The organism is Nocardia salmonicida NBRC 13393 (assembly GCF_001613085.1).
GTDB lineage: Bacteria > Actinomycetota > Actinomycetes > Mycobacteriales > Mycobacteriaceae > Nocardia > Nocardia salmonicida.
The window spans coordinates 48,124-61,439 of sequence record NZ_BDBR01000023.1; the positions used below are offsets into that span (position 1 = coordinate 48,124).

The following is a 13,316-nucleotide window of genomic DNA, read 5'->3' on the forward strand; positions in this document are numbered from 1 at the left end:
GTCTACTCCTCGAAAAGGGTGTCGAGCATGGTGGAATCGGTGAGCAATCCTTGGGTGTAGAGCTCGAGCGCCGGAAAGGTGATCTCGTCGGACAGCTCACGAATCGCCTTGCGGTAATCGAGTTTTCCTTCGCGCTGCATGCGCATCTGGAGATAGAGGTTCATCGCGCCGACATGGCAGAGCACGATGTAGCGAGCGCGGGCCGCGTGGTCGCGACTCGGCTTGGCCTTGCCCTCGTCGACGGCGGTCTGCATGTACTGCTCCGCGTCGGTGATCATGTGCTCGAGCAATGACTCCGACAGCGGGCCGCCTGCCTGGAAGCTGCGCAGGATGTAGGCCACCAGGGGTGCGTACATCTCGATCTCGGCCATCGCGTCCAAGATCCCCGCGGGACCGGGCGCCTGGATGGCGCGCAGCTTCTCGTCGCGGATGATCTCGAGCACACGATCGTCGCAGACCGCGCGCAGCCCGTCCTTGGACCCGAAGTGATGGTTCACCAGCCCGGGCGAGACCCCGGCTGCGGCGGCGATGGCCCGAACGCCGACGCCGAACCCCTGCTCACCGAACAATTCGATCGCGGCATCGCGAATCCTGGCGGCGGTGGTGAGATCGGCTGAACGCATGTTCAATATGTTAAACGCGTGTTCAATCCGTTGGCAAGACATTCGCCCGAACCGAGTTTCGGGTCTGGGTGACACTTCGCGCGCGGGCTAATGTCGAAGTCATGGCTACCGGCACATCGACGACGGCAGAACATCTCCGCGCAGCGCTGGACGGACCGTGGCGCGCGGTCAGGGAACAGGCACGCACACAGCTCGCCGGCGAGGAATTCACCGACGACCCCGAACTCGACATCCACGCGGCCAGAGCGCGCGTGCTCGACCAGATGCGCGTCATCGCGACCATGGGCTACCCCGAGCGCGGCTTCCGGCCCGAGAACGGCGGCACCGGCGATCCCGGCGGCGCGGTCACCGGGCTGGAGATGCTGGCCTACACCGACCTGTCGCTGTGGGTGAAGTCCGGCGTGCAGTGGGGACTGTTCGGCGGCGCGGTGGAGAACCTGGGCACCGAACGGCATCGTGACTTCATCAAGCGTCTGATCTCGCTCGATCTGCTCGGCTGTTTCGCGATGACCGAGTCCGGGCACGGCAGCGACGTCGCCAACGTGGAGACCACGGCCACCTACGATCCGGCCACCCAGGAGTTCGTCGTCAACACCCCGACGCCGTCGGCGCGCAAGGACTACATCGGCGGCGCCGCGGTCCACGCGCGGATGGCCGCGGTGTTCGCCCAACTGATCGTCGGCGGTGAGAGCAAGGGCGTGCACTGCCTGCTGGTGCCGATCCGCGACGAGCTCGGCGCGGACCTGCCCGGCGTGACGACCTACGACGACGGCCTCAAGGGTGGTCTGCCCGGCGTCGACAACGGCCGGATCGTCTTCGACCAGGTGCGTATCCCACGCGAGAACCTGCTCAACCGCTACGCCGACGTCTCCCCGGACGGCACCTACGACTCCGAGATCGAGAACCCGAGCCGACGCTTCTTCACGACCCTCGGCACGCTGGTACGTGGCCGGGTCAGCGTCGGCGGCGCGGCCGCCGCTGGCACGCGGGTGGCACTGAGTATCGCCGTACGGTACGCGCTGGCGCGCCGCCAGTTCGCCGACCCCGACACCGGCGACGAGACCCTGCTGATGGACTACCGCAGCCATCAGCGCAGGCTGCTGCCCCTGGTCGCGAAGTCGTTCGCGCTGGCCTTCGCCCAGAACGACCTCGTTCGGCGGATGGATGAGATCCAGCGCGGGGAGAACACCGAACCGAGCTCACAGCGGGCGCTGGAGAAGCGTGCCGCCGGTTTCAAGGTCGCGCAGACCCGCCACGCCACCCGGGCCATTCAGGAATGTCGCGAAGCCTGCGGCGGTGCGGGATATCTCACCGAGAACCGGCTGGTCACGCTGAAGGCCGACACCGATGTGTTCACCACCTTCGAAGGCGACAATGTCGTCTTGACCCAGCTCGTGGCGAAGGAACTGCTCACGGCCTACTCCGACGAGGTCCGCGACCTCGACGCGCTCGGCTGGGTGCGCTTCGCCGCCACCATGGCCGGTGACGTGGTGCGTAAACGCTCCGGTGTGCGTCAGCTGATCCAGACCCTGCGCGACCGCAACGACGAGACCGTCGACGAGGGCGACCTGTCCAAACGCGACGTCCAGCTGCAGCTGTTCGCCGACCGCGAGGACTACCTGCTGCGGACCGCCGCGCACCGGCTGCGCGCCCGTGCCACCGACACCGGACCGTTCGAGGCGTTCAACAACGCCCAGGATCACATCCTGGCCGCCGGCGCCGCGCACATCGATCGCCTCGTGCTGGAGGAGTTCGTCGACGGCATCGCCGAGATCGAGGACCCGGACGCGAAAGCTCTCGCCGAAACAGTGTGCGACCTCTATGTGTACGCCTCGCTGGAGGAGAACCTGGCCTGGTACATCATGCACCGGTTCATGTCGGTGGAGCGGGCGAAGGCGGTGCGGCGCGGGGTGAACGAACTCGTCGACCGCCTGCGCCCCGACGCGCTGACCCTGGTGGAGGCGATGGGCGTGCCCGAGACGATGCTGCGCGCCGACATGCTGCACGACGCCAGCGTTTTCGATCGCCGTTAGGCGCTGCTCCGGTCCCGTAAGGCCTCGGAGAGCCAGCACAGCCCGATCGCCATCGCTGTCGCTGCCGCCGCCCCACCGAGTACATCGGTGGGGTGGTGGTAGCCCAATTCGGCCATGGCGGGGGTGATCGCGATCAGCGCGAGCACGGTCAGCGCCGCGACCAGGACGCGGATCCGGCGGTCGGTCACCAGGCACGCGAAAGTTGTTGCGACAGCGACCATATGGACGGTGTGCCCGCTGGGGTAGGCGAGATGGTCGTCGAGCCGGCGATCCCACAGCGGTTTCAGCAACCAGGTGTTGACCGCCAACGCGATCTCGGGAACCGCCAGCATGGTCACCGCCTGCCACCACTGCCGACGCAGCGCGAACCAGGCGAACGCGGCCAGCAGCAGCGCCACGACCACCGGTGCGTTGCTCGGGGTGACGAGCGCCTGTGCGAGACCGGGGGAGACGGTGTCCTCGGACACCACGGCATCCAGCTCGCTCGCCCCACCGTTCGCGGGGAACGTCAACGGAATCGCGACGGTCAGTGCGGCACCGGCGCCGATCGCGGTGGCCCGGACAACGGTGGTGCTGCGAACACGGTCGATCACGTCACGCGACGACAGCCCCCGCCCGGCCCCGCTCAGGCGGGACCGTAGGTGAGCACTGCCGTGACCACGAACCACAGCACCCACACAATGGCCACGATCATGCCGAGAGCGAGGGTGATCCGCAGGAACGCCCGGCCGAAATCGAGATCGCCGCCGACCCGCGGATACAGCTTCCACGGGCTGTACCACGGCGCCACGATGCCCCGGGACTGCGCTTGGTGTTCGAGCTCGGCCTGCTCGTCGGCGTAGGCCTCCGCGGCCGCCTGGGTGGGCCCGCCGTGCCACAGCGTCACGTCGATCGGACCGAGGAAGCCTTCGTTGAGCAGATCCTGCGGCGCGGGCAGGAACGGCAGGATGCCCAGGCCGCGGAACGCGATGGCGACGTCGTTGGCGGTCCAGAGGTTGTGTTCCTTCTCGGCCAGCAACTCGAAGTACATCTCGAGTCGGTGCGGGTCGTCGGTGACGATCACGTCGAAGCTCGGGTCGCTCCAGCCCTGGTGCACGTCGATCTGGGCGCCGGGCATCGGCACGATCAGGCCGAGACCGTGCACCGCGCGCTGACCGAGCCCGCGCGCGGCGAGATAGTCCTGCAGCGCGAAGGTGTGATCACGCGAACGCTCCAGCGGCGTGGACTTCTCCGCCCCCGCGAACTGGGCGAGCTCACCGGAGACCATCCACGGACCGTTGAGCGGGATCTCCAGCACGCCGTCCTGCGGGGCGGTGAACGTCTCCGCCTCGATCACCACGCAACTGGTCGGAGTCCAGACCACCGCGTCGAACTGGTGCAGCCGATCCTGATGGAACAGGCTGCAGTTGATCGTGGCGACACCGTGCGGGCTCGACGGGTCCTTCCACGTGCGCAACCAGTCGATCAGCGCCGCCTCGGCATCGCTGCCTGCCGCATTCTGCACGCGCACGAGCATGGAGACCGCCCTTCGTTGGTCGTTGGCGCGGTGCTCGGCACAGCTGTACTGCACCGAGAACCGTTGGCGTACATCGTAGCTGGGTCAATCCTGTTCGGCGGCGATCGTGCCCGCGTCCACCGCGGCGACGAGTTCGGCGTGATCGGCCTCGGTGCGGTCGGCATAGCGCACCGCGTAGGCGGCTACCGATTCCTCGAACCGGTCGTCCTCGTCGTCGTCGGTTTCCAAGTAGCCTGCCAGCGCGCGCGGGTCCAGCGAGCGCGCATGCGCGCGGGCCAGCAACGCACCGGCGAGTCTTCCGTAGTCGTCGAGATCGTCGGCGGACAGGGCCGCCGGGTCGATACTGCCCTTGAGATTGCGGAACTGGCGCACGATGAACGGCAGCGATTCGTCGAGTTCGATGGTTGTCCAGCCGAGCAGGATATCGGTCTCCGACTGCACGGACCGCGCGCCGACCACGATCCGCTCGCCCTCGTGGCGGTGTGCGGTCGGGGGCAGGAACGGGGCGAGTGCGGACGCACGCGCCTGCTTGACCTGCAGCACCACCGCCTCGCCGTCGTTGCCGTGCAACAGCGCCACATAGCTGTGCAGACCGACGCTGCCGGTCCCGACGATGCGGAAGGCGACATCGGAGACCGCGAATCGGGCCAGCAGATTGCGCCGGGACTCCCGGATGGTGCCCGCGTAGCTCTCCAGGCCATCGATCACCGCCTCCGACACCTGGGCATCGACCGCGGTCAGCACCGGCGGATCGCTGACGAAACGGTGCTTGCGGATGTCGGTCTCGTGATCGTCGAGGTGCTCGGTCCACTTCGCCACCACTTTGGCGCTGGTGTTCTTGCGAGCCTTCTTGGCGGCCTTCTTGAAGTCGTCGAGCAGGTCCTCGGCCTTGGCGCTGGTCAGGATCGACTCGTCGGCCAACACCGTCCACGACTGCATGAACGGCATGTCGGCCAGTTCGGCGACGGTGTGGCGGTAGGAGCGGGCTGCATCGCGCGCCGCGCGCAGACAATCGTCGTCGTCGACACCGCTTTCTCGCCCGGCCAGCACGAGGCTCGCCGCCAGGCGCTCCAGATCCCACTCCCACGGGCCGATGACCGTCTCGTCGAAGTCGTTGATATCCATCACGATCTCGCCACGTTGGGTCCCGTAGAGGCCGAAGTTCGCGGCGTGGGCGTCACCACAGATCTGAGCGGCCAGCCCGCTGTCCGGTCCGGCGGCGAGGTCGGCGGCCATCAGTCCGGCGGCACCGCGGAAGAAGGTGAACGGTGAGGCGATCATCCGGCCGATCCGCAGCGGAATCAGGCGCTCGATCCGCCCACGATTGCTGACATCGATGAACTCGCGCACCGTCGGCCGCTCGGGGCTCTCCGCGGCGCGGTCACGCTCGGTGACGGGGACCCGTTTCCTGGCAGCTCGACCACGCTCGCGGGCGTCCTCGGCGGAGACGTAGGAGCGCAGATCAATACCACTGTCGGACACGATTGCCCAGGCTAGCCGGTTGCGGCACGGTGAGCAGCGCCACGCTCGATACGCAGCGGAGTTGACGGCGTTTCGGCGTGGCCGGATGGCGCGAGCGGGGGTCGCTGCGGTAAGCATGGGCGTGGCAACCGAATCAGGAACGCCGGGCACGCACGACACCGAATCCGGTGGCGTGTTCAGCGACCGCATCCTGACCGTGCCGAATGCGTTGAGCGTCCTGCGGCTGATCGGCATCCCCGTCTTCCTGTGGCTGATGCTGGTCCGCCACGCCGACGGCTGGGCGTTCGCGTTGTTGATCGCCAGCGGCTTCACCGATTTCCTCGACGGCAAACTCGCCAGGCTGCTCGATCAGTCCTCGCGTCTGGGCGCGTTGCTCGACCCGCTCGTGGACCGGCTGTACCTGGTGACGACTCTGGTCGCGTTCGTCGCGCGAGGGCTGCTCCCGTGGTGGCTCGCGGTGATCTTGATCGCACGCGATCTGGTGCTCACCGCGACCCTTTCGGTGTACAAACGGCGCGAACTGCCCGCGCCGGAGGTGATCTACCTGGGGAAAGCGGCCACTTTCGCGCTGATGTCGGCGCTGCCGTGGATGCTGACCGGGGAGATGGACTGGGCGGGGGCGAGTTTCGGGTGGGCTTTCGGGTGGGCACTACTGATCTGGGGTACGGCACTCTATGTCTGGACCGGGGTGCTGTACGCAGGGCTCGCGGTCGCGGTCGCGCGATCGATACCGCCTGTGCCGCACCGTGGCAGCTAGTCGATACTGTTGCGTGCAACATCGACGATGAAAGGACGTCCTGTGACCCGGACCCCTGAGGAACTGCGCTACACCGAAGAGCACGAATGGGTGCGGCGGACCAGCCCCACGGCGGTCCGTGTCGGCATCACCGATTACGCCCAGTCACAGCTGGGTGACGTCGTCTTCGTCCAACTGCCCGACGTCGACAAAGATGTGACCGTCGGTGACAGCATCGCCGAGGTCGAGTCGACCAAGAGCGTGTCCGACATCTACGCTCCGCTCAGCGGCAAAGTCGTTGCGGTGAACGAGGATCTGGTGCAATCACCGGAGACGCTCAACACCGATCCCTACGACGCGGGCTGGTTGTTCGAGCTCGCGTTCGACGACGAGGCAACCCTGGATTCCGCCCTCGGTGAACTGCTGGATGCAGCGGGTTACCAAGGAGTTATCGGGGGCTGACGCAGCCTTCACAGTTCTCCCTGCACGGGCACGCCCCGGCAGGGTACGGTCAAAGCCAAGCGGATACGTCGGGGAATCGACGCCGGGATCTTTTCCTGGCGATGTGATCGCGCCGGTCGTGTCGCCGAATACAGCACCTGCTTGCATGGATAATCAGGTTCGAGGAGGAGAGAAACGGTGAGCGAGAACAGGGACCCGGGTTACGGGGAAACCGCGGCCGAGACGACATCGGTCTTCCGCGCGGACTTCCTCAACGAGGTCGACGCGTCGCGCTCCGCAGAGCCGACCGGCGAACAGCCGGTTCAGGGCGTCGAGGGCCTGCCTGCCGGCGCGGCCCTCCTGGTGGTCAAGCGTGGCCCGAACGCGGGCTCGCGTTTTCTGCTGGATCAGCCGACCACGTCGGCCGGCCGCCATCCTGACAGTGACATCTTTCTCGATGACGTCACTGTCAGCCGCCGGCATGCCGAGTTCCGTCAGGACGACGACTCGTTTCAGGTCGTCGATGTGGGCAGCCTCAACGGCACCTACGTCAACCGGGAACCGGTGGACTCCTCGGAGCTGCAGAACGGCGACGAGGTCCAGATCGGCAAGTTCCGGCTGGTCTTCCTGACCGGTCCGCGCGCGCAGGCGAACGAGTCGGCGTCGGGCGCGGGGTCGCGATGACCCCAACGGTACTGGTGCCCGCGAAGGGCACAGTGCTGTGACAGGGGCGGCGCAGTGGGCGCGCGGAGGAATGTCGATCGGCTCCGTACTCGACCTGCTGCGACCAGATTTTCCTGACATCACCATCTCCAAGATCCGGTTCCTCGAATCCGAGGGCCTGATCCGGCCGGAACGGACACCGTCGGGATACCGGCGGTTCTCGGTTTCCGACTACGAACGGCTGCGCTTCGTACTGACCGCGCAACGCGATCAGTACTTGCCGTTGAAGGTGATCAAGGAGCAGTTGGAAGCGATCGACAGTGGTGCGGCGACGTTGGGTGTGCGTGAAGCGCGCGCCCGCGCGCACTCCCACCACGGTTCCGCGGACGCCGGGCACAGTGTGTCCGGCTCCGCGCGCACCGACGACGCGATGAGCACGGCGCCACCGCGCCGCCTCGGTATCGTCTCCGGTGAAATCTCGCCCGAGGAACTGCGCGTCGACGTCGCCGTGCGGCTCACCAGGGCCGATCTCCTCGCCAAAGCCGATATCGACGACCGTTTCCTCGATGATCTGCTGCGCGCGGGACTCATCGTCCCTGGCGCCGGTGGATTCTTCGAATCCGATGCGGTGACCCTGGCACACGCGGCCAAAGCCATGGCCGAATTCGGTCTGGAGGCCCGCCACCTGCGCGCCTTCAAGCTGGCCGCCGACCGCGAGGCCGCGCTGATCGCGCAGATCGCCGCGCCCATCGCCAAGAGTCGCGATGCCGACGCGCGCGCACGCGCGGAAGAGACCGTCCGCGAACTCGCGGCACTGTCGCTGAACTTGCACGCCGCACTGGTGAAAGCCGCGGTGCGCACAGCCCTCGGCGGCTGACACACCCGGCCGGGCGATCGGGTATCGCCCGGGCTATACACCGATTTCGGCTCGAACGTCTTCCTTGCGCGCCCCAGAATTCGCCTAGACTCGTTGATACGGCGAGCTGTGCAGCTGTCGTGCCGGCCGGCGGCCGAGTATGGGAGGCAGGACTTACTCATGAGCGAGATGCGTGTCATCGGCATCCGTGTCGAGCAGCCACAGAACCAGCCCGTGCTGCTGCTGCGGGAGGCATCAGGGGAGCGGTATCTGCCGATCTGGATCGGGCAGGCCGAGGCCACCGCGATCGTGCTCGAGCAGGAGGGGGTCACTCCGATCCGTCCGCTCACTCACGATCTGATCAAGATTTTGATCACCGATCTGGGACACACACTCAAGGAAGTGCGGATCGTCGATCTGCAGGAGGGCACCTTCTACGCCGACCTGGTCTTCGACGGCGACCTGCGGGTCTCGGCGCGGCCCTCGGACTCGGTGGCGATCGCCTTGCGCGTGGGGTGCCCGATCTACGCCGAGGAACCGGTCCTCGCCGAGGCGGGACTGGTGATGCCCGACGAACGCGAGGACGAGGTGGAGAAGTTCAAGGAGTTCCTGGAGTCGGTCTCACCCGACGACTTCAAGGCGACCGACAGTTGATCACGATCTTCTAAACCTGAAGTAGAGGTCCAGGGAATCGCGGCGTTTGGTGCTTGGTGTGACAACACCGCAGGTCCGACAATGGCAGGAGTAACCTCGAAAGTCGGGCAACATCCGTCGTGACTCCGACCCGAGAACGTCGGCAGAAGGAGCGATCAGTGGAAGAACAAACGCAGGATGTCGTACAGCCTGGCTTGTTCCCGGACGACTCGGTTCCGGATGATCTGGTCGGCTACCGGGTGCCGAGCGCCTGTCAGGTCGCCGGTATCACCTACCGTCAGCTCGACTACTGGGCACGCACCGGGTTGGTCGTGCCGTCGATCCGTGGTGCGGCGGGTTCGGGCAGCCAGCGGCTGTACTCGTTCAAGGACATCCTTGTCCTCAAGATCGTGAAGCGACTGCTGGACGCGGGCATCTCTTTACAGAACATCCGGATCGCCGTCGATCACCTGCGTAGCCGCGGCGTCGGCGATCTCGCCGGAATCACCCTGTTCTCCGACGGAACCTCGGTGTACGAGTGCACCTCGCCCGAGGAGGTAGTCGATTTACTGCAGGGCGGGCAGGGCGTCTTCGGTATCGCCGTCGGTGGCGCCATGCGTGAGCTGACCGGCGCGATCGCGGACTTCCCGGCAGAACGAGCCACCGCCATCACCGACCGCCCCGAAGACGAACTGTCTTTTCGACGCAAGGTGAGGGAGAACCGCAAGACAGGTTAGTGACCAGTACTACACCCCCGGCGTGCCCCTGGTGGCGCGACCGGGGGTTTGCTGCATCTAGAATCAGTGGTGCGTCGCCGCCGTGCGGGAGAGTCCTCGGTTCGCGAGAATCGGGGCGCCGAAGGAGCAGCACCTCCCCGTCAATCTCTCAGGCAACAGGGACCGCACGGTGATTCGACGCCTCTGGAAAGCGGTGGCATCCGGCTGCCCGCCCACGGGGAAAGGGGCACGGTCACCGATCTTCGGGGCCGGGTTACCGAATCTCTCAGGCGCACAGACAGAGGGGGAGGGCTGGTACCCGTCGACCACGAGGTCGACCCGCCCGACCTGGAGCTGCCCGTGACCCGTTCGTTCGCCGACCGCCACATCGGACCCGATTCCGACGAACTCGCCCGGATCCTCGCGACCATCGGCGTCGAGTCCGTCGACGCACTCGCGACCACGGCGCTGCCCGCCACGATCCTCGACGAATCCGGCCTCGGCGCGCTGCCCGCGCCCGCCTCCGAGCACGAGGTGCTCGACGAACTGGCCGCGCTGGCGGCGGCGAACACGGTCGCCACCTCGATGATCGGTCTCGGCTACTACGACACCCTCACCCCGCCGGTGCTGGTGCGCAATCTGCTCGAGAACCCCGCCTGGTACACCGCCTACACCCCGTACCAGCCCGAGATCAGCCAGGGCAGGCTCGAGGCGCTGCTCAACTTCCAGACCATGGTGTCGGATCTGACCGGCATGGACGTCGCGAACGCCTCCATGCTCGACGAGGCCACCGCCGCGGCCGAGGCGATGACGCTGCTGCGCCGCGCGGGCAAGTCGAAGTCGAACCGGCTGCTCGTCGACGCCGACCTGTTCCCGCAGACCAAGACCATCATCGGTACCAGGGCCGAGCCGCTCGGCATCGAGATCGTCGAGGCCGACCTGTCGACCGGGCAGCTGCCCGAGGGCGAGTTCTTCGGCGTGATCGTGCAGACGCCGGGTGCGTCGGGCCGCATCGTCGACTGGAGCTCGCTGTTCGCCGCCGCCCACGAGCGCGGCGCACTGGTGGCAGCGGGCGCCGATCTGCTCGCCATGACGCTGACCACCCCGCCCGGTGAACAGGGCGCCGATGTCTGCTTCGGCACCACCCAGCGTTTCGGTGTGCCGATGGGCTTCGGTGGCCCGCACGCCGGTTATCTGGCCGTGCGCACCGCTTTCGCCCGTCAGTTGCCCGGCCGTCTGGTCGGGGTGTCCGTCGATGCCGACGGCGCGCTCGCTTACCGGCTGGCGCTGCAGACCCGTGAGCAGCACATCCGTCGGGAGAAGGCCACCTCCAACATCTGTACCGCCCAGGTACTGCTGGCCATCGTCGCCGCGATGTACGCGAGCTACCACGGTGCCAACGGCCTGCGCGCCATCGCGCGCCGGGTACACGAGCACGCCGCCGCCGTCGCGACCGGTCTCGGTGGGGCGCTGGTGCACGGCGCCTTCTTCGATACCGTGCTCGCCCAGGTGCCCGGCGGTGCGGAAGCCGTTGTCGCCAAGGCGAAGTCGAAGGGCATCAATCTGCGCCTGGTCGATGCCGACCATGTCGCCATCGCCTGCGACGAGGCCACCACCGACGCGCACGTCGCCGCCGTCGTCGAATCCTTCGGCACCGCACTGACTCCCGACGCGGGCATCGGCACCGAGCTCACCGCGATCGAGACGCGCACCTCGGACTACCTGACCCACCCGGCGTTCACCCGCCACCACACCGAGACCGCCATGCTGCGCTACCTGCGCGCGCTCTCGGACAAGGACATCGCCTTGGACCGCAGCATGATTCCGCTCGGTTCGTGCACCATGAAGCTCAACGCGACCGCGGAGATGGAGCCCATCACCTGGCCCGGCTTCGCTCGTCTGCACCCGTTCGCGCCGCTCGAGGATTCCCTGGGCATCCGCAAGCTGGTCGCCGACCTCGAGCAGTGGCTGGCCGAGATCACCGGCTACGACGCGGTGAGCCTGCAGCCCAACGCCGGTAGCCAGGGCGAGTACGCGGGCCTGCTCGCGATTCGCCGCTACCACCTCGATCGCGGCGACGACCACCGCGACACCTGCCTCATCCCGTCGAGCGCGCACGGCACCAACGCGGCCTCGGCGGCCATGGTCGGCATGCGAGTCGAGGTGGTGAAGTGCCGCGCGAACGGTGACGTCGACCTCGACGATCTGCGCGCCAAGATCGCCGACCACGCCGACCGGCTGGCCTGCATCATGATCACCTACCCGTCCACCCACGGCGTCTACGAGCACGAGGTCGCCGAGCTGTGCGCGCTCGTGCACGACGCGGGCGGCCAGGTGTACGTCGACGGCGCGAACCTCAATGCCCTTGTCGGCCTTGCCCGCCCGGGCCGGTTCGGCGGCGACGTGAGCCACCTGAACCTGCACAAGACCTTCTGCATCCCGCACGGCGGCGGCGGTCCCGGCGTCGGCCCGGTCGCGGTGGGTGCGCACCTGGCGCAGTACCTGCCCGGTGACCCGCTCGAAGCCGGTTCGCACGCGGTGTCGGCGGCGAACTACGGCTCCGCCTCGATCCTGCCGATCACCTGGGCCTACATCCGGATGATGGGCGCCGAGGGCCTGCGCGCGGCGACCCTGACCGCGATCGCGTCGGCCAACTACATCGCCCGCCGACTCGACGCCTACTTCCCGGTGCTCTACACCGGCGAGAACGGCATGGTCGCTCACGAGTGCATCCTCGATCTGCGCGAGATCACCAAGCAGACCGGCGTCACCGTCGACGACGTGGCGAAGCGGCTCGCCGACTACGGTTTCCACGCGCCGACGATGAGTTTCCCGGTCGCGGGCACCTTGATGGTGGAACCCACCGAGAGCGAGAACCTCGAGGAGATCGACGAGTTCATCGCCGCCATGATCGCCATCCGTGGCGAGATCGACCAGGTGGGCGCCGGCGTGTGGCCGGTGACCGACAACCCGCTGCGCGGTGCGCCCCACACCGCCGCCAGCCTGGTCGCCGAGTGGGACCATCCCTACAGCCGTGAGACCGCGGTGTATCCGCGTGGAATCGGCCATGCCCGCCCGAAGGTGTGGCCGTCGGTGCGGCGCATCGACGGTGCGTTCGGTGACCGCAATCTGGTGTGTTCGTGCCCGCCGCTGGACGCGTACGAAGACTGACCTGTCCCTGACAACGGGCCCCGCCGATCAAGTCGGCGGGGCCCGTTGTCGTTGGTGTGGGTCTTTGCGGGCCATGCGAGATTGCAGTCGCGGCAGAGTTGCCGAAAGTGAATTCTCATCGGCCGAACTCTCGGCGTGTTACATACTGGGTGCCTTGTTTCCGGCTCTTCCGGGAATGTCCAGTATGTCTCGGGGCACAAAATAGACTCGTCAATAAGTCAAGCCTCGAATAATGGTGGGAATTGAATCGATATATCTCCACACGGCACGCGCGACATCTGTATATTCGCCTTCGAATCGGGCCGCTGGAGCGCTCCCGGGGATTGCATGACGTGTCTAATGCCGGTACGGCAGCCATCGCAGATATCCGGTCGGTTGATCAGTTCGAGCGAAATATTTGCGGAAATTGCCTATTACGCTGGGAGAGTGCACCATGGTGAACAGGG

Annotated in this window: 12 protein-coding genes and 1 riboswitch; of the genes, 8 read left to right on the forward strand and 4 right to left on the reverse strand. The window is 66.9% G+C overall.

The window, feature by feature from the left end; genetic code table 11:
• Positions 1–2: 2 nt before the first annotated feature.
• Positions 3–623 carry a TetR/AcrR family transcriptional regulator gene (locus tag NS1_RS22360; protein ID WP_056817664.1) on the reverse strand — a complete coding sequence of 207 codons (621 nt, stop codon included), beginning with the start codon at positions 621–623 and terminating at the stop codon, positions 3–5.
• A 101-nt stretch (positions 624–724) separates the two neighbouring features.
• On the opposite strand from NS1_RS22360, the gene NS1_RS22365 reads away from it, so the two are divergent.
• Positions 725–2,656, forward strand: coding sequence for an acyl-CoA dehydrogenase family protein (locus tag NS1_RS22365; RefSeq protein ID WP_062987435.1), 1,932 nt, complete (start codon positions 725–727; stop codon positions 2,654–2,656).
• Here the strand turns inward: NS1_RS22365 and NS1_RS22370 are convergent.
• The 3 genes from NS1_RS22370 to NS1_RS22380 form a co-directional block, all read right to left on the reverse strand.
• Entirely contained in the window at positions 2,653–3,249 is a 597-nt protein-coding gene (locus NS1_RS22370) for a phosphatase PAP2 family protein (RefSeq protein ID WP_062987437.1), read from the reverse strand. The two genes, NS1_RS22365 and NS1_RS22370, sit on opposite strands and share 4 nt — an antisense overlap.
• Positions 3,250–3,281: 32 nt before the next feature.
• Entirely contained in the window at positions 3,282–4,160 is an 879-nt protein-coding gene (locus NS1_RS22375; RefSeq protein ID WP_255284641.1) for a nuclease-related domain-containing protein, read from the reverse strand.
• Between the two features lie 96 nt (positions 4,161–4,256).
• Positions 4,257–5,654 (reverse strand): DUF2252 domain-containing protein, encoded by a 1,398-nt coding sequence (locus NS1_RS22380; protein ID WP_062987439.1) that lies wholly within the window; start codon positions 5,652–5,654, stop codon positions 4,257–4,259.
• A 115-nt stretch (positions 5,655–5,769) separates the two neighbouring features.
• Here NS1_RS22380 and NS1_RS22385 point away from each other — a divergent pair, with 115 nt between their 5' ends.
• The 7 genes from NS1_RS22385 to gcvP all read left to right on the forward strand — a co-directional run bounded on the left by NS1_RS22385 (position 5,770) and on the right by gcvP (position 12,870).
• On the forward strand, positions 5,770–6,411 hold the full coding sequence (locus tag NS1_RS22385; protein ID WP_056817659.1) for a CDP-alcohol phosphatidyltransferase family protein: 642 nt from the start codon (positions 5,770–5,772) through the stop codon (positions 6,409–6,411).
• Positions 6,412–6,438: 27 nt separating this feature from the next.
• Positions 6,439–6,852 (forward strand): glycine cleavage system protein GcvH, encoded by a 414-nt coding sequence (gene gcvH / locus NS1_RS22390; RefSeq protein WP_056817658.1) that lies wholly within the window; start codon positions 6,439–6,441, stop codon positions 6,850–6,852.
• A 177-nt stretch (positions 6,853–7,029) separates the two neighbouring features.
• Positions 7,030–7,515, forward strand: coding sequence for an oxoglutarate dehydrogenase inhibitor Odhl (gene odhI / locus NS1_RS22395; protein ID WP_056817657.1), 486 nt, complete (start codon positions 7,030–7,032; stop codon positions 7,513–7,515).
• A 70-nt stretch (positions 7,516–7,585) separates the two neighbouring features.
• Positions 7,586–8,371, forward strand: coding sequence for a transcriptional regulator FtsR (gene ftsR / locus NS1_RS22400; protein ID WP_157125342.1), 786 nt, complete (start codon positions 7,586–7,588; stop codon positions 8,369–8,371).
• A gap of 159 nt (positions 8,372–8,530) precedes the next feature.
• Positions 8,531–9,004, forward strand: a complete 474-nt coding sequence (locus NS1_RS22405; protein WP_056817654.1) for a bifunctional nuclease family protein — start codon at positions 8,531–8,533, stop codon at positions 9,002–9,004.
• Positions 9,005–9,162: 158 nt separating this feature from the next.
• Positions 9,163–9,720 (forward strand): MerR family transcriptional regulator, encoded by a 558-nt coding sequence (locus NS1_RS22410; RefSeq protein WP_131816826.1) that lies wholly within the window; start codon positions 9,163–9,165, stop codon positions 9,718–9,720.
• Positions 9,721–9,795: 75 nt separating this feature from the next.
• Positions 9,796–9,895: riboswitch (glycine riboswitch) on the forward strand.
• Between the two features lie 164 nt (positions 9,896–10,059).
• On the forward strand, positions 10,060–12,870 hold the full coding sequence (gene gcvP / locus NS1_RS22415) for an aminomethyl-transferring glycine dehydrogenase (RefSeq protein ID WP_062987443.1): 2,811 nt from the start codon (positions 10,060–10,062) through the stop codon (positions 12,868–12,870).
• Positions 12,871–13,316: the final 446 nt, after the last annotated feature.